Raw genomic sequence first — 21,530 nt, forward strand, 5'->3', positions numbered from 1 at the left:
CCGGGAGGATAGCAGCCCCCGGCGCGGACGCCTCAAGCGCGGCGCCGCTCCTGCGCGATGCCCTCTTCCAGGAGTTCCGCGACATCCAGCACCAGGACGGTGCGGCGGTTGCCCAGGTCGGTGGCGCCGGAGATGCCCTTCACGCGGCTCAGCCGGCCGCCCAGGGGCTTGGTGACGATGTCCTGCTGGCCGAACAGCTCGTCCACCGCGATGCCCAGTCGCTGCTGCGCCAGGCCCACCACGACGACGAAGTGACGGTTCACCTCTCGCTCCGGCAGGTGGAACAGGCGCCCCAGCCGAAGGAAGGGCAGCGTCTGGCCACGCAGGTCCAGCACCTCGCGCCGCTCCACGGTGCGGATGTCGCGCGGCTGCACGGACAGGATTTCCAGCACGCTGTTGAGCGGCACCGCGTAGGTGCGGCCGCTGACGCCCACCACCAGCGCGCGCACGATGGCCAGCGTCACCGGCAGCGTCAGGTGGAAGGCCGTGCCCTTCCCGCGCTCGCTCCACACGTCGATGATGCCGGAGAGGTTGCCCAGGTTGTTCTTCACCACGTCCAGGCCCACGCCTCTTCCGGAGAGCGAGCTGACGCTGGAGCGGGTGGAGAAGCCCGGCAGGAAGATGAGGTTGAGCAGCTCGCGCCGCGTCATCTCACTGACCTGCGACGGGGTGACAAGCCCGCGCGACAGCGCCACCTCGCGCACGCGCACCTCGTCGATGCCCGAGCCGTCGTCGGACACGCTGATGACGACGTGGTTGCCCTTCTGCTCCGCGCGCAGCCGCACCGTCGCGCGCCGGGGCTTGCCCGCGGACAGCCGCGACTCCGGGCCCTCCGCGCCGTGGTCGATGGCGTTGCGGATGAGGTGCATCAGCGGATCGCTGAGCTCCTCCACGATGAGCTTGTCCAGCTCCACCTCGCCGCCGGAGCTGACGAAGTCGATCTCCTTGCCGGCCTCGCGGGCAATCTTCCGCACCAGCCGCGCCAGCTTGTCGAAGACCTGGCCCACCGGGACCATGCGCGCTTCGAGCAATCCCTCCTGGAGCGCCTCCAGCTTGCGCTCCAGCTGCCGCGTCTCCCGCGACAGCTCCTGGCCGAAGAGCTTGGACAGCGCGACGGTGCCGTCCTGCCGGGACGTCTCCGCCAGCCGCTGGAGGTTGGCCTTGATGAGCAACAGCTCGCCCACCATGTTGATGAGCCCGTCCAACCGCCCGATGTCCACGCGCACCGTCTGCGTGAGCGAGCGCAGGGACGTCTCTTCCGCCTTGGGACGGCCCGCGGAGAGGGGCGCGGATGCGGCGGCCTGGAGCCCCACCACCGTGGCCGGAGGCGTCACCGCCCGCATGCGCGGAGGGCTTGCTCCCGGGTGCGCGGACACGGTCGCGAGGCCTCGGGTCTCCACCGGCCCCTCCGCGTCCTCGTCCTCCGGAGGCAGCACCTCGACGTCTTCGCGCACGGTCGCGGCATCGCGTGGCCGAGGCATGTCGAACGAGGGCCCCGGCGTGCCCGATTCCGGCGGCCGGACGGACAGCGGCGCCAGCTCAGCGGGCGTGCCCCGGAGGCCGTCCTCCAGTGCTTGCGCGCCTACCTTCGCGCCGAAGATGAGATCGAACGCGATGCCGGTGGAGCCGCCCGGCCGCGACGAGGGCAGCGTGCTGATGACCTCGCCCAGGGGCTTGAGGCGCGCGTTCAGGTCCGCGAGTCCCTGGTCGAAGTCCGTGAGGTCGAACGCCGCGCGCACCCGCCACAGCGCCACCCCGCGCCGCACGTTCTCGCGCAGCCGGTGTTCTTCGTACTCGGTGAAGACGGCGCGCACCGTCGCGTCCAGCTCCAGCCGCTCCAGCGGATCCTCTTCCACGGCGGGCGGGGGCGACCCCAGCCGCGCCATGCGGTCCTCCATGTCGCGGGTGCGCTGGGAGAGCTCGGGGCCCTCCTCGCTCCGGGACGCCTCCCCGAGCAGCGCCTGGAACGTGTCCAGCGCGTCCACCAGCGTGTCCAGGACCTGGTCGTCCAGCGTCAGCCGGCCCAGCCGAAGGCGGTCCAGCAGGTCCTCCGCCGCGTGCGCCAGCTGGGTGATGCGCTCCTGGCCGAAGAGGCCCGACAGGCCCTTGAGCGAGTGCGCCGCGCGGAAGATGCCGTTGATGTGCTCGGGGTCCGCCTCCAGGCCCCGCGCCTCGTCCAGGGCCAGCAGGTCGCGCCCCAGCGCATCCAGGATTTCGGTGGCCTCGGCGACGAACTCCGCCAGCGCCTTGCCCCCAGGCGTCACAGAGGCTTCAGGAAGCGCCGCAGGAGCGCCTCCAGGTCCGCCGGCTGGAACGGCTTCACCAGGTAGCCAGCGGCGCCCAGCGCCATGCCCCGCGAACGGTCCTGCTCACGCCCCTCGGTGGTGACGATGATGAGCGGCACGTCCCGGTAGTTGGGGTTCTTCTTGACGAAGTTGATGAGTTCCAGCCCGTTGATGTCGGGCATGTTGATGTCGGTGATGATCAGGTCGAAGCGCTGGCGCGGCAGCAGCTTCAGCGCCTCGAAGCCGCTGGCGGTGGTGACGGCCTCGACGCCGTCCACGGCCTCCACGGTCGCGGCGATGTGCTCGCGCGACACCTTGGAGTCCTCGACGATCAACACCTTGAACTTCATCGCGCGCGCCTCAAGGGCCGGATGCTAGCAGAACCCCTGTCTGGCCGCTGCGCGTCAACCCTTCCGGGATGACAGCGACCCGACAAGGCCCTTGTCCGCGAGGAGGGATACCCGTCCCCCCTTGAACGCGGGCAGGAACTGCCGCTGGTACGCCTCCGCCCGAGCGGAGTCGCTCAAGGAAGACCCTTGAGGCACCTCCAAGGCCACGGACTCCACCTTCGCGCGGCTCAAGACCTTCGCCGCGCCCGCCAGCGCCTCACCCAGCGAGGCCGCGTCCATGCGCTTCCGGGAGCCCAGCCCCACCACGAAGATGCGCGGCACGGTCAGCTTCCCGTCCGACGGCAACAGGAGCCAGTCGTCCTTCACGCCGGTGAAGAACCCACCCTGGAGCACGCGAGACAGGGCGCCGCACAGCCGCCAGTCCACGTAGCCGGCGGAGGACGGCAGGGGGCGGTCGTCCTCGGCCACGAAGAGGCAGAGGGCGTCCACCCCGTTCAGCGCGTCCAGGCCCTCCAGGCCCACGTCCAGGGTCTGCGTCTGGCTCACGGCTTCCCGAGCGCCACCGCGACGCGGTCCAAGAGGCCGTTGACGAAGGCGCTCGACTCCTCGTTGCCGAAGTTCTTCCCCAGCTCCACCGCCTCGTTGATGGTCACCTTGCGGGGGATGTCCGGGCGGTACTTCAGCTCGAAGATGCCCAGCCGCAGCACGTTCCGGTCGATGCGGGACATGCGGTCCAGGCGCCAGTTGTGGCTGTGGCGTTCGATGAGCCCGTCAATCTCCTCGCGGTGGGCCTCCACGCCCTCCACGATCTCCTTGGCGAACTTCACCGCGTCCGGCTCCGGCGTACCGTCCTCCGAGGAGGCGGCCCACGCCGCGTCCAGGGCCTCCCGCGTGGTGGCGCCCTGGGTCATCTCCAACTTGTAGAGCGCCTGCAGCGCCCGCTCTCGTGCCGTTCTGCGCGCGCCCATCGCGGTTATCCCTTTCGCTCCGCGCCGGACATCCGCGCGAAGAGGTTGACCATCTCGATGCAGGCCAGCGTGGCCTCCGCGCCCTTGTTGCCCGCCTTCACGCCCGCCCGGTCGATGGCCTGCTCCACGGTATCGCACGTGAGGACGCCGAACGTCACCGCCGCAGGCCGGGGGCCCGCCGCGGCGCTGAACGCCACCGAACCAATGCCCTTGGCGCACTCGCCAGCCACGTAGTCGAAGTGGGGGGTGCCGCCGCGAATCACCGCGCCCAGGACGATGATGCCCGCGTACTGGCCACCCTCCGACACGCGGCGGGTGACGCCGGGCAGCTCATAGGTGCCGGGGCAGCGGTACACGTCGATGGCGTCGTCCTTCACGCCATGGCGCACCAGGGTGTCCACGGCGCCCTTCAAGAGCTCCTCCGTGATGAAGCTGTTGAACCGGGACACGCAGATGGCGAACCGGCCCTGGGGGGGGAGGAAATCCCCTTCGAAATAGCGAGGCATGGCGCGCTCTTACACCACCCGAGCCCCTACCCGCGAGGGCTGAAACCCGCGGCCCGCACCACCGCCTCCGTCAGCCCCGCGCCCTGGGCGGCGGCCTCCGGGGCGCCCCGGAGGGCGTACAGCCGGGCCACGTACTTGCCAATGAGGTCGCCCTCCAGGTTCACCCGGGCCCCGGGCCCCTTTCCGTGCAGGGTGGTGCGCTCCTGCGTCTCCGGAATCAGCTGTACCCGGAAGGTGCTGGCATCCACCGCGTTCACCGTGAGGCTGATGCCGTCGATGGTGACGGAGCCCTTCTCGATGAAGCAGGGCGCCAGCTCCGGGGGCAGCCGGAACACCATCACCCACGAGCCGCCCTCCGCGAACGTCTCCAGCACTTCACTGACGGCGTCCACGTGCCCCGACACCAGGTGTCCGCCCAGCCGGTCCCCCAGGGCGAGCGCCCGCTCCAGGTTCACCTTGTCGCCCGTCTTCCGGGCCCCCAGGGTGGTGCGCCGCAGCGTCTCCGGGGCCGCCTGCACGCGGAAGGTATCCCCACCCTTCTCCACGACGGTGAGGCAGGCGCCATCCACGGCGATGGATTCACCCAGGGCGAAGGCCTCCGCGCCCAGCGAGGTGCGAATCCAGAAGTCGGTCATCGCGCCGGTGGTGACGCGGGTGACGGTGCCAGTGTCCTGGATGAGTCCGGTGAACATGGCCGGAACCTTAACGGATGGCCCGGCCGGGCGCTGGCCTTCAGAGCAGCGCGCGCAGGAGGACGTCGTCCCCCACCTTCTCCATCGTCAGGTCCTTCACGGCCAGGGCGTGGGCCATGTCCTTCACGCCCAGTTCGCCCGCCCACGACAGGCCCCCGGCCCCCACCAGCTTGGGAGCGAGGAACAAGGCGAGCGCATCCGCCAGGTGCTCGCGAAGCAGCGTGCCGTACAGGCCCGCGCCGCCCTCCACGAGCACGTGGTTGAACCCTTCCTTCTTCACGCGCTTCAACACGGCCTTCAGGTCCACGCGGTCCTGCTTCGCGCGAACGTTCCACACCTCCACGCCCTGGGCCAGGAAGCGCCGGGCGCGCCGGCCCTCCGGGTCCTCCAGTGTGGCGATGACGGTGCGCGCGGGGCTGCGCTGCGTGAAGACGGTGTGCCCCGGAGACAGCTTGAGGTGCGAGTCCACCACCACGCGCACCGGGTCCTTGCCCCCGCCGCCCGGCAGCCGCGTGGTGAGCTGCGGGTCATCCATGCGCACGGTGTTCGCGCCCACGAGGATGGCGTCCACCTGGTTGCGCAGCCGGTGCACCCACGCGCGAGACGCCTCGCCCGTCACCCAGCGCGAGTCTCCGGAGGGCGCGGCGATCTTCCCGTCCAGCGTCACCGCGGCCTTGAGCGTCACCCACGGCAGGCCCGTGCGCATCATCTTGAAGAAGGGCCGGTTGAGCGCGTCCGCTTCATCCTTCAGGACGTGCGTCACCACCGCCACGCCGCCGCGCTTGAGCCGGTTGAGCCCCTTGCCGCTGACGAGCGGATTCGGGTCCGAGGACGCGCTGAACACGCGCCGCACGCCGGCCTCCAGCACCGCCAGACTGCACGGCGGGGTGCGCCCGTAGTGGTCGCACGGCTCCAGCGTCGTGTAGAGGTCCGCGCCGCGCGCCTTGGAGCCCGCGGCCTCCAGCGCCACGACCTCCGCGTGCGCCGTGCCGGCCTTCTTGTGGTGGCCGCGCGCGATGATGCGCCCGCCCTTCACCAGCACCGCACCCACGACGGGGTTGGGGCTGGTGCGGCCCAGGCCCTTGGCGGCTTCTTCCAGGGCGATGCGCATGAAGAACTCGGCCACCGCGTGGTCGAAGTCCGCCGCGCGCTTGGAGCGGGGCGTCTTCACCGCCTGCAACCGTGACCTCGTGAGCAAGCGCATACCGCCCTTCCTAACCGTCCTTGGGCGGAGTCACAGGCGGCTTCGCCTTGCGCTCACGCTCCTGGTCCTCGAGCAGGTCCTTCAGCTCGTGCATGAACTCGGAGATGTCCCGGAAGCTTCGGTACACGGACGCGAAGCGAACGTACGCCACCTCGTCCAGTTGCTGTAACCGCCGCATCACGTGCTCGCCAATGGATGAGGAGGGAACCTCTTTCTCCCCCATCCCCTGGAGCAGCCGCTCGATGTCCTCCACCGTCGCCTCCAGCTGCGCGGCGGACACCGGTCGCTTCTCACACGCCTTCTTCAGGCCGTTGAGCATCTTCTCGCGGTCGAAGGCCTCGCGGCGCCCGTCCTTCTTCACGATGAGAGGGTAGAGTTCCTCCACCCGCTCATACGTGGTGAAGCGTCGCTTGCAGACCAGGCACTCGCGGCGCCGCCGGATGACGGAGCCCTCGTGCGACTCTCGCGAGTCGATGACCTTGTTCTCCGGGTCCTGACAGAAGGGGCAGCGCACGGGCGGGCTACTTCAACCGCGAGGCGTACAGCGGGAAGCCCTGCGCCAACTCCTTCACCTGCCCCTTGACCCGCGCGAGCGCCGCGTCGTCCTGCGCGGCGTCCAGCGCCTGGCCGATGAGCCGGCCCACCACCGCCATCTCCGCCTCGCGCATGCCGCGCGTGGTGATGGCCGGGGTGCCCACCCGGACGCCGGAGGTCGTCGTGGGCTTCTCCGGGTCGAAGGGGATCATGTTCTTGTTGACCGTGATGCCCGCCTTGCCCAGCACGTCCTCGGCCACCTTGCCGGTGAGCTTCTTGGCGCGCAGGTCCACCAGCATCAGGTGGTTGTCCGTACCGCCCGAGCACAGCCGCAGGCCGGCGGACTTCAGCGCCTCCGCCAGCGCCTGCGCGTTGGCGACAATCTGCTTCTGGTACGTCTTGAACTCCGGCGACAGCGCTTCCTTGAAGGCCACCGCCTTGCCCGCGATGGCGTGCATCAGCGGGCCGCCCTGGATGCCGGGGAAGATCTGGCTGTTGATGGTCTTCGCGAAGGCCTCACGGCTGAGCACCATGCCGCCGCGCGGGCCGCGCAGCGTCTTGTGCGTCGTCGTGGTGACGATTTCAGCGAAGGGCACCGGCGACGGGTGCACGCCCGCGGCCACCAGGCCCGCGATGTGGGCCATGTCCACCAGCATGGCGGCGCCCACCCTGTCGGCGATTTCGCGGAACTTCGCGAAGTCGAGCGTGCGCGGGTACGCGCTCGCGCCCACCACCAGCACCTTGGGCTTGTGCTCCAGGGCCAGCGACTCCACCTGCGCGAAGTCGATGGTCTCCGTGTCGCGGGACAGGCCGTAGTGGACGACCTTGTAGAGCTTGCCGGAGAAGTTGAACGCCGCGCCGTGGGTGAGGTGGCCGCCGGAGTTCAGGTCCAGCGACAGCATCGTCTCACCCGGCTTCATCAGCGCCATGAAGGCGCCCATGTTGGCCTGGCTGCCGGAGTGCGCCTGCACGTTCACCGCGTCCGCGCCGAACAGCTCCTTCGCGCGCGCGATGGCCAGGTTCTCCGCCACGTCCACCACCTCGCAGCCGCCGTAGTAGCGCTTGCCGGGGTAGCCTTCCGCGTACTTGTTGGTGAGCACGGAGCCCACCGCTTCCAGCACCGCGGGGCTGACGAAGTTCTCCGAGGCGATGAGCTCCAGCCCCTCCTCCTGACGCTCCGTCTCGTGCCGGAGCACCTGGGCGATTTCAGGATCCACCTGGGACAGCGTGCGGGTGTTCTCCATGGGGGTTGCCTCCTGGCGTACGAACGAAGGGGACTGCGAAGGGACGTCTCACGGCCCGTCAGCGCTGCTGGGCCTCGACGTCGCGAATCTTCTGGACGCGCTTCTCGTGGCGGCCGCCCTCGAAGGCGGTGGAGAGGAAGGCCTCCAGGATGCCGCGCGCCACGCCCGCGCCCACCACGCGCTGGCCCAGGCACAACACGTTGGCGTCGTTGTGCGCGCGGGTCATCCGAGCCTCGAACTCGGTGGTGCACAGGGCCGCCCGGATGCCCCGGTGCTTGTTGGCCACGATGCTCATCCCGATGCCGGTGCCACACACCAGCACACCCAGCGTGCCCTCTTCCGACACCACCTGGCGGGCCACCTGCGAGGCGAAGTCCGGGTAGTCCACGGACTCACGCGTCTGGGGGCCCAGGTCCTGGAAGTCGGCGCCGCGCTCCTTCAGGAGCGCCACCAGTTCCTGGCGCAGCTCGATGCCCGCATGGTCGGAGGCGAGGATGACTTTCACGGCCGGACTCCGGAAGGCGGGGCCCGCGCCGTGAGGGCGGGGCCGGGAAGGAGGGCCCCTGCCCGCCGCTGCCCGTCACCGGGAGCAGCGGGCCGGATGGCCGTCAGGCGAAGCGCTTGAACACCAGGACCGCGTTGGTGCCGCCGAAGCCGAACGAGTTGCTCATCACCGCGTCGACACGGGCGTCGCGCGCCGTGTTGGGCACGTAGTCCAGGTCGCAGTCCGGGTCCGGCGATGTCATGTTGATGGTGGGCGGCAGCACGTTCTTGGTGAGCACCTGCACGCTCACCACCGCCTCCGCGCCACCCGCCGCGCCGAGCATGTGGCCCGTCATGGACTTGGTGGACGACACCGCCAGCTTGCGCGCGTGGTCGCCGAACACGGCCTTCAGGGCCTTGGTCTCGTTCGCGTCGTTGAACGGCGTGGACGTGCCGTGGGCGTTGACGTAGCCCACCTCGTCCGGGCGCATGCCCGCGGACGCCAGCGCCAGGCGCATGCAGCGCGCCGCGCCCTCGCCCTCCGGGGCCGGCTGGGTGACGTGGTACGCGTCCGAGTTGGCGCCGTACCCCACCACCTCCGCCAGGATGTTGGCGCCGCGCTTCTTCGCGGCCTCCATCTCCTCCAGGATGACGATGCCCGCGCCCTCGCCCATTACGAAGCCGTCGCGCTCCTTGTCGAAGGGACGGCTGGCGCGCGCCGGGTCGTCGTTGCGCGTGGACAGGGCCTTCATCACGGAGAAGCCGCCCATGCCCAGGGGCGTGATGGCCGCTTCCGCGCCGCCCGCGATGGCCGCGTCCGTCTCACCCAGGCGGATGGACTTCCAGGCCTCGCCGATGGCGTGCGCGCTGGTGGCGCACGCCGACACCGGGGACCAGTTGGGGCCCTTGCAGTTGTAGCGCATGGAGATGAGCCCAGGCGCCATGTTGATGATCATCTGGATGATGAAGAAGGGCGACAGCCGGTCGAACCCCTTCTCCAGCCCCTTGCGGTGCTGCTCCTCCAGGGAGGAGATGCCGCCGATGCCGGAGCCCACGATGACGCCCACGCGCTCCGGCTGGTAGCCATGGGGCGCGTCCGGGCCGATGGGCAGGCCCGACTCCTTCACCGCCATGTCGGCCGCGGCCATCGCGTACTGGGCGAACAGGTCCATCCGGCGCACTTCGCGCCTGTCGATGAACTGCTCGGGCTGGAAGTCCTTCACCTCGCCCGCGATTCGCGCGTCGAGCTTCCCCAGGTCGAAACGGGTGATCGTGCTGATGCCGGATTGACCGGCCAGCATCGCCTGCCAGTTCTTCTCGGTGCCGGTGCCCAGCGCAGAAATGATGCCGGTGCCGGTGATGACGACTCGACGGTTTGACACTGTTCTTCTCCGCTGACCGCGATGGGGCGTGGAAGCGCCGGTGAGGACGCTCCCCCAGGCCCCGGACTTCCGGGTGTCGCGACTGCCTACTTCTTGTGGGTCTTCACGTAGTTCACGGCGTCGCCGACGGTCTTGATGTTCTCCGCCTCGTCATCCGGAATCTCGACCTCGAACTCCTCTTCCATCGCCATGACCAGCTCGACGATGTCGAGGCTGTCCGCGCCCAGGTCTTCGATGAAGGACGACTCGGGCTTGATCTCATCCTCACCCACACCGAGCTGGTCGGCGATGATGGACTTGATCTTGGTTTCCACGTCGGTTGCGGTGGTGGACATACGTGCAGAACCCTCCAGCTACAGATGGGGCCCGCCGTTTTGAGTCGCGGGCCGTCTTCAAGGCGGGCGCGGTATATCCCACGCCCGGCGCCAATCCAACCTTGGCTTACATGTACATGCCGCCGTTGACCTTCAGGACCTCGCCGGTGATGTAGGACGCCGCATCACTCGCGAGGAAGACGACGGCCCCGGCGACCTCCTCCGGGTTGCCCAGGCGGCCGAGCGCGATGCCGCCCACCATCTTCTGGCGCAGCTCGTCGTCCAGGTGCGACGTCATGTCCGTCCCAATGAACCCGGGGGACACGGCATTGACGCGGACGCTCCGGCTGGCCAGCTCCTTGGCCACGGACTTGGTCAGGCCGATGAGCCCCGCCTTGGCCGCCGAGTAGGCCGCCTGGCCCGGGTTGCCCATCTCCCCCACGACGGAGGTGATGTTGATGATGGCGCCGGAGCGCTGCTTCATCATGGGCCGGCTGGCGGCGCGGATGAGCGCGAAGGCGCCCCGGAGGTTGGTGTCCATCTGCCGGTCCCAGTCCTCGTCCTTGACGCGCATCACCAGGCCGTCAATGGCCATGCCGGCGTTGTTCACCAGCACGTCCAGCCGGCCGTGCGCCTTGATGACGCCGTCGATGGCGCCCGCGCACGCGGCGGTGTCCGCCAGGTCGAACCGCACGGCCTCCGCCTTCGCGCCCGCCTGCTGGAGCAGGCCCACCGTCTCCTGCGCGGCGGCCTCGTTGCCCACGTAGCTGATGACCACGGTGGACGCGCCCGCCTTCGCGAAGGCCTGCGCGCACGCCCGGCCGATGCCGCGCGAGCCGCCCGTCACCAGCACCACCTTGTCCTTGAAGCCGCTCATGCTGCCCCCAACGCGGCGAGCACCTTCTCCAGGGTCGCGGCGTTCTCGACGTTGAACGATTCGATGTCCTTGGTGATGCGCTTGATGAGTCCGCCCAGCACCTTGCCCGGCCCCAGCTCCACCACGTGCGTGACGCCGTTCGCCTTCAGCGACTCCACGCACTCAATCCAACGCACCGGCGAGCTCACCTGCTCCAGCAGCAGCGGCACCACGCGGGACGCGTCCGCGTTGGGCTTCGCCTCCACGTTGCTCACCACCGGCACGGACGGCGCCAGGATGCGCACGCCCGCCAGCACCTCCGCCAGGCGCGGCTTCACGGGGTCCATCAGCGCGCAGTGGAAGGGCGCGGAGACGGGCAGCGGCATCACGCGCTTGGCTCCGGCCTCCTTGCACTTCGCGCCCGCGCGCTCCACCGCGGCCGCGTGGCCCGCGATGACCGTCTGCTCGGGCGAGTTGTAGTTGGCCGGGGAGACGACCTGCCCTTCCGCCGCCGCGTCGCAGGCGGCCTTCACCGCGTCCGGGGTGAGGCCCAGGATGACGGCCATGCCGCCCGTGCCCACGGGCACCGCCTCCTGCATGAAGGTGCCGCGCGCGCGCACTGCCCGCGCCGCGTCCTGGAGGTTCATGGCGCCCGCGGCCACCAGCGCGGAGTACTCGCCCAGCGAGTGACCCGCGACGAACGCGGGGGCCGGGCCGCGCTTCTGGAACACCGCGTGAACCGCGGCCGACACCGTGAGGATGGCCGGCTGGGTATTGGCGGTGAGCTTCAGCGCGTCTTCCGGGCCCTCGAAGCAGGAGGTGGAGAGCTTCTCGTGCAGCGCGTCGTCCACGGCGTCGAAGACGGCCCGCGCTTCAGGGAACTGCTCGTAGAGGTCCTTGCCCATCCCCACGGCCTGACTGCCCTGCCCGGGAAACACGAACGCGACCTTCGCCATGTTGCGGTCCTTCCTTGTGTCGTCCTGCCTACCAGCGCACCACCGCGCTGCCCCACGCCATCCCCGCGCCAATGGCCATCATCGCGATGACGTCGCCGCGCTTGAGGCGGCCGGCGCGCTGCGCCTCGTCCAGCGACATGGGCAGCGAGGCGGACGACGTGTTGCCGTACTTGTGCAGGTTGAGCCAGCATTTTTCCTTGGGAATCTCCAGCCGCTCCATCACGGCTTCCAGGATTCGCACGTTCGCCTGATGGGCGATGACGTGGTCCACCTGCGTCGTATCCATCCCGTGGGCCCCCAAGGACGTCTGGGTGGATTCCACCAACGCGCGCACCGCGAAGCGGAACACTTCCTTCCCGTTCATCTTGAGCTTGTGAAGATTTGCATCCACGTTGTCCGCGGTGACGGGGGTACGAGAGCCACCGGCAGGGATGCAGAGCAGGTTCGCGAGGTCGCCGTCGGTGCGCAGATGGGTGGAGAGGATGCCGCGCGGCGCCATGGCGTCTTCGTCCGCGTCCTGTTCCGCCGCCAACACCAGGGCGCCCGCCCCGTCCCCGAAGAGGACGCAGGTGTTGCGGTCCGTCCAATCCACCGCGCGGGTGAGCAGGTCCGCGCCCACGACGAGCGCGCGCTTCACCTGGCCCGAGCGCACGAACTGGTCCGCCACGCTCAGCGCATACAGCCCACCCGCGCACGCGGCGGACACGTCGAAGGCGAAGGCGCGCTTCGCCCCCAGCTTCGACTGCACCAGCGCGGCGCAGGAAGGCATGGGCATGTCCGCGGTGACGGTGCCCACGACGATGAGGTCCAGGTCCGCGGGCGCCACGCCCGCCATCTCCAGCGCGTGGCGGGAAGCGTTCACCGCCAGGTCGCTCGTCGCCTCATCGGGGGCGGCCTGCCTGCGCTCCTGGATGCCGGTGCGCTCGCGGATCCACGTGTCGCTGGTGTCCACCAGGCGCTCCAGGTCCTGGTTGGTCAGGACCTGCGCGGGAGCATAGGAACCCGTTCCGATGATGTGCGTGCGTGCCACGAGGCCTCCGAGTCGTCGGAGTCCAACGCATGGCCGACGCGCTCTAATCGGCCCCTTCGTCCCCGTCCGCCTTCCTTCCCCTTTGGTGGGGAGGAAGCCAGGCGGCGGCGTTGGCAATGCAGCGCGTCAGCTCTTCCTGCACGCCCGCGCGCACATGATGCAGCGCGGTGACGAGCGCGTTGTGAATGGCGCGGGGAGAGGAGCGGCCGTGCGCGACGATGCCCACTCCCTGGAGGCCCAGGAGCGGAGCTCCGCCGTATTCGGCGTAGTCCATGACGCGGCGCAGCCCCAGCAGGGTGGGCTTGAGAAGCAGCGCGCCCAGCTTCTCCGGCAGGCCGCCGCGCTTCTCGATGGCGGAGCGCAGGAGGCCGGTGATGCCCATGCCCACGCCCTCGGAGGTCTTGAGGACGATGTTGCCGGTGAAGCCGTCCGTGACGACGACCTCCACGTCGCCGGAGAACAGGTCCTTGCCCTCCACGTAGCCCACGAACTCCAGGTCCGAGCGGCGCAACAGCGCGCTGACATCCCGCGTGAGCTGCGTGCCCTTGGATTCCTCTTCGCCGTTGGAGAGCACCGCCACCCGGGGACGCTTCACGCCCAGGCGGGTGCGCGAATAGGCCTCGCCGAGCACGGCGAACTGGGCCAGGTGCGAGGGACGACAGTCCACGTTGGCGCCCGCGTCCAGCAGCAGGCAGCGGCCTTCGCCCTTCAAGGCCGGGAACAGGGCCGCGATGGCCGGACGCTCCACGCCGGGGATCCGGCCGAGCGTCAACATGCCACCGGCCATCACCGCGCCGGAGTTGCCCGCTGACACGAGGGCGGACGCCTCCCCTTGCCGGACGAGCTCGAAGCCCACCCGGAGCGAGGAGTCCCGCTTGCGCCGGAACGCGGCGGTCGCGGGGTCGTCCATCTCCACCACTTCGGACGCGTGGTGGAGGTGGATGTTGGGAGGCGAGCCGGCGCGCTCCAGGACAGGGCGTACACGCGTGGCGTCTCCGACCAGCACGAGTTCGTGCCCGGGATACGCTCGCGCGAACAGCACGCCCCCGTCCACGACGGCGTCGGGGGCGTGGTCGCCACCCATCGCGTCGAGGACGAGCCGCACCGGCAGCCTTCCGCTTTCAACTACTCCGCGGCGGTCGCGATGACCTCACGGCCACCGTAGTTGCCACAGGCCGCGCAGGCGCGGTGCGGCATCACGGGCTCCTTGCACTTGGAGCACTTGATGACCTGCACGGGGGTCCGCAGGTTGTTGTTGCCGGCCCGACGACGGTCCCGGCGCATCTTCGACGTCCGCTTCTTGGGAACTCCCACGGCTCACCTCGGCATCGGACCCGTCCCCCCTCGCGACCTGCGAGGGGCATAGGGACCGTCAGTTCAGCTTGATGTTCTTCAGCGGCGACAGTCGAGGGTCCACGACCTTCGGCTCGCAGCCGCACTTCTTTTCATTGAGGTTCTGGCCGCACTGCGAGCAGAGCCCCTGGCAGTCTTCCCGACAGACCGCGCTCATCGGGAGCGCGAGCAATACCTGTTCCCGGAGGATCGGATCCAGATCGATCGTCTTCCCATCGAAAACCTGCTCGTCCGTGTCGTCCAGTTCGAAGGTGCCCCCGGATTCACCCTGGGTGCGTTCCTTCTTCTCCATGACCTTCTCGTCGTCGTCCTTGAAGTCGTCACCCCGGGCCAGGGACTCCGGCACCAGATTGATGATGAAGGACACGGGCAGGTCCAGCTTCACGTCCGCGAGGCAGCGCTTGCAGGGCGCGCCCAGGTGGACGGTGAAGCTGCCATTCAGCAGCACGCCGCCGCTGAGCTTGCGCAGGGTGGCGTGGAGCGTGGACGGAGCTATCGCCTGAAAGCCGGTGCCCTCGCCGGACGCCTGGCCTTCCAGGGCCTCCTTGAGGAGGCCGGGAGCGATGGGCTCGTCGAGCTTCAGCCCCGCTTCTTTGATTTGTTCAATCTTTACGACCATCTACAAGGCTTCCCGGCAAAAGGGCGCGCAACATAGAGGGAGTCCCCCCTTCAGTCAACACGCCGGGTTGGACTCGTGAGCCGAGCCGCGTGGATCCACTCAACACCGCTCTGCTAGCTTTCCATCTGATGCGCAACCCCGCCCGAGGTTGGCCGGGCGCACTCTGTGTCTGGGGGCTCGGGCTGACGCTCGCCCTGCCGGCGCAGGCCCGTGCGCCCCTGCCCCCGTCTTCCCTCCTCTTCCAGCTGGGCCCTACGAGCCCCGCCATCGACTCCGCGAAGGAACTCCTGGAGGCCGGCCGCTTCCAGGAAGCCCTGAGCGTGGTGCAGGGCGGGCTGGATGCGCCCGACGTCACGGACGACGAGCTGGTGGAGCTCTACCGCCTGCAGGGGCTCACCGCCCTCTACCTGGGCGACGAGGCCCTGGCGCGCGGGGCGTACGAGAAGCTGCTCCAGGCCCGGCCGGACTTCGAGCTGCCCCGCTCCGCGCCGCCGAAGGTCCGCGGACTCTTCGCGAAGCTGAAGGAAGACCTGCGCCACCGCCGCGTCCACCCCGTCACCCTGGAGGTGGACCCCATCCCGGACCCGACGCCGGGAGACCGGGTGGAGGTGAACGCCGTCCTCCGGGACATGGCGCTGGGCGCTCGGGCCCGGCTGTTCTACCGGCGCGCCGGGGCGCAGGGCTTCTCCTCGGTGGACTTCGTGCGCGACCGCGCCCGGGCCGAGCACTACCTCGCCGTGCTGCCCGCGTATGAGCTGCCGGTGGAGTCCACGCCCTATGAGGTGGAGTACTACTTCGAGGTCGTGGACGCGGCGCAGCGCCGGCTCGCCGGACGCGGAGATCCGTTCCACCCGCTCCTCTTCCAGGTGGCGTCGAAGGCCGCGCCCACCACGGCCCTGACGGAAGGGACGAGCCGCCCCTGGTACAAGAGCCCCTGGCTCTGGGTGGCCGTGGGCGCGGTGGCCATTGGCGGCACGGCCGGCGTGGTCGCCCTGTCCTCCTCCGAGGAGCGCGGCCGGGTGCCCATCACCATCCGCGTGGAGGACGCAGCACCATGAGACGCCCCACCCTGCTGATGCTGGCGCTGCTCGCCGGCTGCGGCCCGGACGCCACTTCGGAGGCCCTGCCACTGGGGCTGGACATCACCTTGAGCCGCGCCGTCGCCAGCCAGGTGGGCGCGTATCAGGTGGCCGTGTTGAAGGACGGCACGAAGCGCAACTGCACGGAGCTGCAGCGCACCTGTCTGTCCTCCCAGGTGTCCTCCAGCGACCTGCTGGAGTTGAAGGACGCGGACGGCAACTCGGGGCGCACGCTGCGCTTCCCCTCGGCCCCCGGCGGCGCGGCCATGGGGCTCTCCGTGGACGTGCCGGTGGGCCGCGACTACGCGCTCGTCATCGAGGCGCTGACGGCCGACACACCCACCCGCTTCCTGGGCAGCTCCTGCAACTACCTGCGGGTGGTGAACTCCGGCACCAACGCGACCCTGGTGGCGGCGCCCATCGAGCTGACCACGCAGTCCTGCGACCCGGTGTTTTCGCGCTGACGCCCGGACCCAGGTCCCCTGGTGGGGGAGCGGGCATGGTGCATGGATGTCACATGGATGTCCCGGGCGCGCCGGAACGAATCTGTTACGGGACGCCACGCATTCCATCCCTTCGCGGGAGCACCTTCATGGCGCGCATCCTCATCATCGAGGACGAGCAGGACCTGGCCGGACTCGTCGACTACAACCTCCGCGCGGCGGGCTTCGAAACGGACACGGCGAACACCGGCGCGGGGGGGCTCGCCCGGGCGCGGGCCCATCCTCCGGACCTGGTGCTGTTGGACCTGATGCTGCCGGACGTGGCGGGCGGTGAAGTCCTGCGCATGCTCAAGAGCGACGCCGAGCTGAAGAAGGCCGCGGTCGTCATCGTCAGCGCCAAGGGCCAGGAGGCGGACCGCATCCAGGGCCTGGAGCTGGGCGCGGACGACTACGTGGTGAAGCCCTTCTCCGTGCGCGAACTGCTGCTGCGCGTGAAGGCCGTGCTGCGCCGCGCGGACGCGGAGGAAGGCCCCGCCGCGGAGCTGGTCGCGGGAGACATCAGCCTGGACACGTCGCGCCACCAGGTGCGGGTGAAGGGCGAGGAGGTCATCCTCACCGCGCTGGAGTTCCGCCTGCTGCGCACGCTCCTGGAGCGAAGCGACCGCGTGCAGACGCGCGAGGTGCTCCTGTCCGACGTCTGGGGCATCCAGGCCGAAATCCACACGCGCACCGTGGACACGCACATCAAGCGCCTGCGCGAGAAGCTGGGCCCCGCGGGCGACATCATCGAGACCGTGCGCGGCGTGGGCTACAAGCTCAGCCCTCCTTGAGGCCGCCATGCCCCTGCGCTTCACGCTCCTGGCCCTGCTCGTCCCTCCCCTGTTGGTCTCGATGCTGCTCGTGCTCTTCGGGCACCCGGCGGGCGCGCTCGCCGCGGGGCTCGTCACGCTGGCCGGCTCCGCGCTGGCCCTGGGGACGAGCCGCGTGGCCATGGAGCGACAGCTTCGCGCGCTGACCCAGAAGACGCAGTCGCTGGCGGCGGGCATGGACGTGGCACAGCCCGCGGGCCTGGAGCGCACGGACGACCTGGCGCAGCTGGAAGACGCCATCGACACGCTGGACGACAAGCTGTCCATGCGCGCCGCCGCGCTCAACCAGGAAGCCCGCATCCTCACCGCCGTGCTGGACGGCATGGCGGAGGGGCTCTGGGTGACGGACGCGGAGGGCACCGTGGTGCGCCACAACGACGCGCTCGCGGAGATGCTCCTGCCCGCGCACGGCGCCATCGTGGGCCAGCGGCCGCTCGCGCTCATCCGCAACGAGGCCCTCAACGACGCGGTGGCCCGCGCGTGCCATGAAGGCGCCTCCACGCGGCTGGAGCTGACGCTCGAGGGGCTCTACTCCCGCACCCTGGCCGTGCGCGTGACGCCCGTGGGGCGGGATCTGCCCGGCAGCGCCGCCGTCTTCCACGACGTCACGGAGCTGCGCCGGCTGGAGAAGGTGCGCAAGGACTTCGTGGCCAACGTCTCCCACGAGCTGCGCACGCCCATCACCGCCATCCGGGGCTACGCGGAGACGCTCCAGGGCGGCGCGCTCCAGGACACCCAGGTGGCGCCCAAGATGGTGGAGATCATCCACCGGCAGTCCGAGCGCCTCTCCGAGCTGGTGGAGGACCTGCTGGAGCTCTCCCGCCTGGAGGCGCGCGAGATGACCTTCCAGCGCACAGAGGTCCCCCTGGCCCTGGCCGTCTCCCGCGCCGCGGAAGGCGTGCGCCCCAAGGCCGAGGGCAAGAACCAGCAAATCGGGTTGCACGTGCCGCCGGGGCTGGTGGCGATAGGGGATGGGCGGGCCATCGAGCAGGTGCTCCTCAACCTGCTCGACAACGCGGTGAAGTACACGGCCGCGGGCGGCAGGGTGGACGTGGACGGAGCGTACGAGGGCGGCCGGTGCGTCGTGCGCGTGCGCGACACAGGCGTGGGAATCGAGCCCAAGCATCTTTCCCGGATTTTCGAGCGATTCTACCGGGTGGACAAGGGCCGCAGCCGGGACATGGGGGGGACGGGACTGGGCCTTTCCATCGTGAAGCATCTGATGGGCGCGATGGACGGCGAGGTGAAGGTGGAGAGCCAGCCGAACGCGGGCAGTACCTTTGTCATTTTTCTACCCGCGGCGGCTGGCCCGACGGCTGCGACGGGCTAGGATGGGGGCGGCCATGCGGGTCGCCATCCTCGCGGACATTCACGGGAACCTTCCGGCCTGCGAGGCCGTGCTGGACGACATCACCAAATCGGTGGCGCCGGATTACATCGTCGCGGCCGGAGACCTGGCGCTGCGGGGCGCGCACCCGCGCGAGACGGTGGAGCTGCTCTTCAGCAAGTGCCACGCCCTCATCATGGGCAACACGGACGCGTACCTCGCCGGCAACTACCTGGGCGGTGCGTACCGCGAGCGCGACCACTGGAAGACGGAGCTGTTGCGCTGGACGCGCGACCAGCTGGGCGACACGCTGCTCCAGCAGCTGGGGCAGATGCCCTTCTCCCTGCGCTACACGCCGCGCAAGGGACAGGACCTGTTCATCTGCCACGCGAATCCCCGCAACCTGGAAGAGTCGCTGGACCCCACGCTGGACGACGTCGCGGTGCGCCGCTTCTTCACGCACCTGGACGCGGCCGCGTGCGCCTTCGGGCACCTGCACTTCCCCTACCGTCGGCGCGTGGGCCGGATGCTCATCGCGGACGTGGCCAGCGCCGGGATTCCTCGCGACGGCGACCTGCGCCCCGCATACGGCGTCTTCACCTTCACCCCCAAGGGCTGGCGCGTGCAGATCCGCCGCGTGCGCTACCCGGTGCGCAAGGCCACCCAGGCCCTCACCGCGCGCCGCGTGCCCGGGGGGCCGCTGCTCATCCACAAGCTCGTGGAGGCGCGCTACCGCCACCACAACGCCCTGATGGAGGCCGCGCGGCGGCACTCGGGGCTGCCTCCGCCGGGGCCCGTGCTGCGTCCGCCGCCGGGCACTGGGGGTGCGCGTCCCGTGGTCGCAGCGCCCTTCGAGAACAACCCTCCGCCCGAGGTCGATCCGTCCACGCTGCCCCTGGACCTGGACGGCACGGTGACGGGCGCCTCGCCGCTTCCGCCCGACGCGCTCAACGACCTGGACGGGTGAGGCCCACGCCCACCGTGTGCGCGAGGACGGCCCGTCCGGGAATGGACAGGCGCGCCGTCACTTCTGACGGACAGCGGGCTTTTCGCACCCCGAAATCCGCCTGGCCTCCCGCAGGCACAGATGCACGCGGGCTCGCCGGGCCTTAGCAACACCTGAGGCGACGACAACGCGGGAGGGGCCATGGTCGGGTGGATGGTCGGACTGTCGGTGGTAGCGGTGTCCCTGACCGCTGCCGGAGCAGAGGCGCCCCCTACGACTCCGCCACCCACGGAGGCGCCCGCGGTCGAAGCGCCGCCGCCCGCGCCGTACTGCGAAGGCGAATACGCGGACAGCTACGCCGCGCTGTCCCCCAAGGCTCGGGCCTTCGAGCAGGCGATGAAGAAGAAGTACACGTACTGCGTGCGCAGCACCGCCGTGTACGAGTGCTTGTCCTACGGCGCGGAGGGCAACGTGCGCCGCACTCGCACGCCGGTGTCCGCGCACGGCACCGCGTTCGCTTACAAGCAGCAGGCCGGGGAGACGCTGCTGCTCACCAACGAGCACGTCGTGGAGTGGCCGGACGTCACCAGCGACGCGCGCCCGGTGGACGGCGTGCCTTCCGGCTGCAAGCGCGTGAAGGACGGCCTGAGCATCGTGGAGAACGAGGCGGACCACTACGACCGCGACGACGTTCCGTTGTCCAAGGCGGTGGTGGATCCGCAGCTGGACCTGGCCGTCATCAAGTCCAAGGCGCCCTTGACGGTGATGCCGTGGAAGGTGGGCCGGAGCGCCGCCGTGCGCGAGCGCGACGTGGTGGACGTGCGCGGCTTCCCGCTGGGCGTCTTCAACGCCACCAACATGGGCAAGGTCATCTCCGCCTACGACCGCGACGAATACAAGGAGTGGTACCACGACGACTTCGTCATCGACGCGCTCCTGTCGCAGGGCAACTCGGGGTCGCCCGTGCTCGCCATCTCCTGCAAGACGGGTGAGTTCGAGCTGGTGGGCGTCTACCACGCGGGCTACTCGCGAGGCAGCGCGCTCAACGTGGTGGTGGGAATCGACCAGGCGCGCGACCTGATGAACAACCTGCGCCGCACGCCCAAGCGCGTCATGGAGGACACAACGCCGCTGGACGCGCTGGCCCGCGCACGCGTGGCGAAGCGCGCGGAGGTGTCCGCCACGCCCTTCTTCCCCTTCGGCTCGCGCACCGCGGCGGTGTTCCCTCGCGCGGACGGCACCCTGCTCTTCGCGCTGTATGAACAGGACTTCCCGCGCCGCGTGCATCCTCTGCTCGTGATGGAGGACGTGCCCCTGGCTTCCGCGGACGAGGGCTTCGGGAAGGTGGGGCGCGTCTGGTTCGGCGGCGAGCGGGGCCTGATGGAGCGGCCTCGCGCGGAGCAGGACGCGGAGCTGCAACAGCAGCTGGCCCGGCTGCTGGATGCGCTGCGCCGGGACGCGACGCTCGCGTTCTCGTACCAGGACTCGCTGCCGGGCTCGGATGAATCCCGGCAGACCTTCGATACGTCGGCCCGGCTGGGCAAGACGCTGGAGCGCACCATCGTCGCGCACCGCGAGATGAGCGACGCCGCCGCGGAGCTGGCGGACCGCTTCGCGCCGGACATCACCGAGCCCGCGACGCGGACGGAGTCCGTGCTGAAGAACCCTCCGCCGCCCGGCATCCACCTGGGCCTCACGGGTGAACCCGCGGGCCAGACTCCCTCGGGCACACCCCCTCGCGACTCGGGAGCGCGCCAGCCCGCGAAGAGCACGCAGGACAAGGCGGCCAGGACTCCGTCGGGCAAGTAGTCCATCCGGAACGCGACGGGCCACGCGAGGCATGCAGCGCTATGCGGCACGGACTTCGGCGGGCCGGAAGTCCATCCGGAACGCGACGGGCCGCGCGAGGCATGCATCGCTACGCGGCAAGGACACCGGCGGCCCGGTAACCCGTCCGGAGCGCGACAGCCCGCGAAGAGCACGCAGCGAGACGTGGCCAGGACTCCGTCGGACCGGTAGTCCGTCCGGAGGACAGGCGGCCAGGCGGAAGCCTCCGGGAAATACCGTGCGGTCCCGGGAAGGCCCTTCCC

At 70.0% G+C, this 21,530-nt stretch carries 24 protein-coding genes; 6 read left to right on the forward strand and 18 right to left on the reverse strand.

What is annotated here, in order from left to right; translation table 11 throughout:
- Positions 1-32: 32 nt before the first annotated feature.
- The 18 genes from D7Y04_RS39650 to D7Y04_RS39735 form a co-directional block, all read right to left on the reverse strand.
- The gene (locus D7Y04_RS39650; protein ID WP_121762695.1) at positions 33-2,264 is read right to left on the reverse strand and encodes a chemotaxis protein CheA; all 2,232 of its coding nucleotides are present in this window, start codon (positions 2,262-2,264) and stop codon (positions 33-35) included.
- On the reverse strand, positions 2,261-2,635 hold the full coding sequence (locus D7Y04_RS39655) for a response regulator (protein WP_120567722.1): 375 nt from the start codon (positions 2,633-2,635) through the stop codon (positions 2,261-2,263). Before D7Y04_RS39655 ends, D7Y04_RS39650 begins: the two co-directional genes overlap by 4 nt.
- 54 nt (positions 2,636-2,689) lie before the next feature.
- A complete protein-coding gene (locus D7Y04_RS39660) occupies positions 2,690-3,181 on the reverse strand; it encodes a M17 family peptidase N-terminal domain-containing protein (RefSeq protein ID WP_120576290.1) in 492 nt (163 codons plus the stop codon).
- A complete protein-coding gene (nusB, locus tag D7Y04_RS39665; protein WP_120576291.1) occupies positions 3,178-3,603 on the reverse strand; it encodes a transcription antitermination factor NusB in 426 nt (141 codons plus the stop codon). The genes D7Y04_RS39660 and nusB overlap by 4 nt, the downstream gene beginning before the upstream one ends.
- 5 nt (positions 3,604-3,608) lie before the next feature.
- Positions 3,609-4,109 (reverse strand): 6,7-dimethyl-8-ribityllumazine synthase, encoded by a 501-nt coding sequence (gene ribE, locus D7Y04_RS39670; RefSeq protein WP_120576292.1) that lies wholly within the window; start codon positions 4,107-4,109, stop codon positions 3,609-3,611.
- A gap of 26 nt (positions 4,110-4,135) precedes the next feature.
- Positions 4,136-4,801, reverse strand: coding sequence for a riboflavin synthase (locus tag D7Y04_RS39675; protein ID WP_121762696.1), 666 nt, complete (start codon positions 4,799-4,801; stop codon positions 4,136-4,138).
- 40 nt (positions 4,802-4,841) lie between these two features.
- A complete protein-coding gene (gene ribD, locus D7Y04_RS39680) occupies positions 4,842-6,005 on the reverse strand; it encodes a bifunctional diaminohydroxyphosphoribosylaminopyrimidine deaminase/5-amino-6-(5-phosphoribosylamino)uracil reductase RibD (RefSeq protein WP_121762697.1) in 1,164 nt (387 codons plus the stop codon).
- A 10-nt stretch (positions 6,006-6,015) separates the two neighbouring features.
- Positions 6,016-6,519 (reverse strand): transcriptional regulator NrdR, encoded by a 504-nt coding sequence (nrdR, locus tag D7Y04_RS39685; protein ID WP_120576295.1) that lies wholly within the window; start codon positions 6,517-6,519, stop codon positions 6,016-6,018.
- 7 nt (positions 6,520-6,526) lie between these two features.
- Complete coding sequence (glyA, locus tag D7Y04_RS39690; RefSeq protein ID WP_121762698.1) at positions 6,527-7,783, reverse strand: serine hydroxymethyltransferase; 1,257 nt, start codon at positions 7,781-7,783, stop codon at positions 6,527-6,529.
- A 58-nt stretch (positions 7,784-7,841) separates the two neighbouring features.
- The gene (gene rpiB, locus D7Y04_RS39695) at positions 7,842-8,288 is read right to left on the reverse strand and encodes a ribose 5-phosphate isomerase B (RefSeq protein WP_121762699.1); all 447 of its coding nucleotides are present in this window, start codon (positions 8,286-8,288) and stop codon (positions 7,842-7,844) included.
- 103 nt (positions 8,289-8,391) lie between these two features.
- Entirely contained in the window at positions 8,392-9,648 is a 1,257-nt protein-coding gene (gene fabF / locus D7Y04_RS39700) for a beta-ketoacyl-ACP synthase II (protein ID WP_120594244.1), read from the reverse strand.
- Positions 9,649-9,734: 86 nt separating this feature from the next.
- A complete protein-coding gene (acpP, locus tag D7Y04_RS39705; RefSeq protein WP_014395452.1) occupies positions 9,735-9,983 on the reverse strand; it encodes an acyl carrier protein in 249 nt (82 codons plus the stop codon).
- A gap of 106 nt (positions 9,984-10,089) precedes the next feature.
- On the reverse strand, positions 10,090-10,839 hold the full coding sequence (gene fabG, locus D7Y04_RS39710) for a 3-oxoacyl-[acyl-carrier-protein] reductase (protein ID WP_120576299.1): 750 nt from the start codon (positions 10,837-10,839) through the stop codon (positions 10,090-10,092).
- Entirely contained in the window at positions 10,836-11,774 is a 939-nt protein-coding gene (fabD, locus tag D7Y04_RS39715; RefSeq protein ID WP_120576300.1) for an ACP S-malonyltransferase, read from the reverse strand. The genes fabG and fabD overlap by 4 nt, the downstream gene beginning before the upstream one ends.
- Positions 11,775-11,802: 28 nt before the next feature.
- Positions 11,803-12,804: a beta-ketoacyl-ACP synthase III gene (locus D7Y04_RS39720; RefSeq protein ID WP_121762700.1), complete on the reverse strand. Its 1,002-nt coding sequence runs from the start codon at positions 12,802-12,804 to the stop codon at positions 11,803-11,805.
- A gap of 43 nt (positions 12,805-12,847) precedes the next feature.
- The gene (plsX, locus tag D7Y04_RS39725; protein WP_120594247.1) at positions 12,848-13,909 is read right to left on the reverse strand and encodes a phosphate acyltransferase PlsX; all 1,062 of its coding nucleotides are present in this window, start codon (positions 13,907-13,909) and stop codon (positions 12,848-12,850) included.
- A gap of 20 nt (positions 13,910-13,929) precedes the next feature.
- Complete coding sequence (gene rpmF, locus D7Y04_RS39730; protein ID WP_014395447.1) at positions 13,930-14,118, reverse strand: 50S ribosomal protein L32; 189 nt, start codon at positions 14,116-14,118, stop codon at positions 13,930-13,932.
- Positions 14,119-14,176: 58 nt separating this feature from the next.
- Positions 14,177-14,776 (reverse strand): DUF177 domain-containing protein, encoded by a 600-nt coding sequence (locus D7Y04_RS39735; protein ID WP_120594248.1) that lies wholly within the window; start codon positions 14,774-14,776, stop codon positions 14,177-14,179.
- A 128-nt stretch (positions 14,777-14,904) separates the two neighbouring features.
- On the opposite strand from D7Y04_RS39735, the gene D7Y04_RS39740 reads away from it, so the two are divergent.
- The 6 genes from D7Y04_RS39740 (at position 14,905) to D7Y04_RS39765 (ending at position 21,249) form a co-directional block, all read left to right on the forward strand.
- The gene (locus D7Y04_RS39740) at positions 14,905-15,834 is read left to right on the forward strand and encodes a hypothetical protein (protein WP_121762701.1); all 930 of its coding nucleotides are present in this window, start codon (positions 14,905-14,907) and stop codon (positions 15,832-15,834) included.
- The gene (locus D7Y04_RS39745) at positions 15,831-16,319 is read left to right on the forward strand and encodes a hypothetical protein (protein WP_120594250.1); all 489 of its coding nucleotides are present in this window, start codon (positions 15,831-15,833) and stop codon (positions 16,317-16,319) included. The genes D7Y04_RS39740 and D7Y04_RS39745 overlap by 4 nt, the downstream gene beginning before the upstream one ends.
- Positions 16,320-16,447: 128 nt before the next feature.
- A complete protein-coding gene (locus tag D7Y04_RS39750) occupies positions 16,448-17,128 on the forward strand; it encodes a winged helix-turn-helix domain-containing protein (RefSeq protein WP_120576306.1) in 681 nt (226 codons plus the stop codon).
- A gap of 7 nt (positions 17,129-17,135) precedes the next feature.
- Positions 17,136-18,497 (forward strand): cell wall metabolism sensor histidine kinase WalK, encoded by a 1,362-nt coding sequence (locus D7Y04_RS39755; RefSeq protein WP_121762702.1) that lies wholly within the window; start codon positions 17,136-17,138, stop codon positions 18,495-18,497.
- Positions 18,498-18,510: 13 nt separating this feature from the next.
- Entirely contained in the window at positions 18,511-19,461 is a 951-nt protein-coding gene (locus D7Y04_RS39760; RefSeq protein ID WP_120594252.1) for a metallophosphoesterase, read from the forward strand.
- Positions 19,462-19,641: 180 nt separating this feature from the next.
- Positions 19,642-21,249, forward strand: a complete 1,608-nt coding sequence (locus D7Y04_RS39765) for a S1C family serine protease (RefSeq protein WP_121762703.1) — start codon at positions 19,642-19,644, stop codon at positions 21,247-21,249.
- Positions 21,250-21,530 lie beyond the last annotated feature (281 nt).

This window comes from Corallococcus sp. AB038B, assembly GCF_003668955.1.
Lineage (GTDB): Bacteria > Myxococcota > Myxococcia > Myxococcales > Myxococcaceae > Corallococcus > Corallococcus exiguus.

Coding starts and splice junctions, on each gene's coding strand:
- D7Y04_RS39655 (WP_120567722.1), bottom strand. CDS start 2,635: ATGAAGTTCAAGGTGTTGATCGTCGAGGACTCCAAGGTGTCGCGCGAG.
- nusB (WP_120576291.1), bottom strand. CDS start 3,603: ATGGGCGCGCGCAGAACGGCACGAGAGCGGGCGCTGCAGGCGCTCTAC.
- ribE (WP_120576292.1), bottom strand. CDS start 4,109: ATGCCTCGCTATTTCGAAGGGGATTTCCTCCCCCCCCAGGGCCGGTTC.
- D7Y04_RS39675 (WP_121762696.1), bottom strand. CDS start 4,801: ATGTTCACCGGACTCATCCAGGACACTGGCACCGTCACCCGCGTCACC.
- ribD (WP_121762697.1), bottom strand. CDS start 6,005: ATGCGCTTGCTCACGAGGTCACGGTTGCAGGCGGTGAAGACGCCCCGC.
- glyA (WP_121762698.1), bottom strand. CDS start 7,783: ATGGAGAACACCCGCACGCTGTCCCAGGTGGATCCTGAAATCGCCCAG.
- acpP (WP_014395452.1), bottom strand. CDS start 9,983: ATGTCCACCACCGCAACCGACGTGGAAACCAAGATCAAGTCCATCATC.
- fabG (WP_120576299.1), bottom strand. CDS start 10,839: ATGAGCGGCTTCAAGGACAAGGTGGTGCTGGTGACGGGCGGCTCGCGC.
- fabD (WP_120576300.1), bottom strand. CDS start 11,774: ATGGCGAAGGTCGCGTTCGTGTTTCCCGGGCAGGGCAGTCAGGCCGTG.
- D7Y04_RS39735 (WP_120594248.1), bottom strand. CDS start 14,776: ATGGTCGTAAAGATTGAACAAATCAAAGAAGCGGGGCTGAAGCTCGAC.
- D7Y04_RS39740 (WP_121762701.1), top strand. CDS start 14,905: ATGCGCAACCCCGCCCGAGGTTGGCCGGGCGCACTCTGTGTCTGGGGG.
- D7Y04_RS39745 (WP_120594250.1), top strand. CDS start 15,831: ATGAGACGCCCCACCCTGCTGATGCTGGCGCTGCTCGCCGGCTGCGGC.
- D7Y04_RS39750 (WP_120576306.1), top strand. CDS start 16,448: ATGGCGCGCATCCTCATCATCGAGGACGAGCAGGACCTGGCCGGACTC.
- D7Y04_RS39755 (WP_121762702.1), top strand. CDS start 17,136: ATGCCCCTGCGCTTCACGCTCCTGGCCCTGCTCGTCCCTCCCCTGTTG.
- D7Y04_RS39760 (WP_120594252.1), top strand. CDS start 18,511: ATGCGGGTCGCCATCCTCGCGGACATTCACGGGAACCTTCCGGCCTGC.
- D7Y04_RS39765 (WP_121762703.1), top strand. CDS start 19,642: ATGGTCGGGTGGATGGTCGGACTGTCGGTGGTAGCGGTGTCCCTGACC.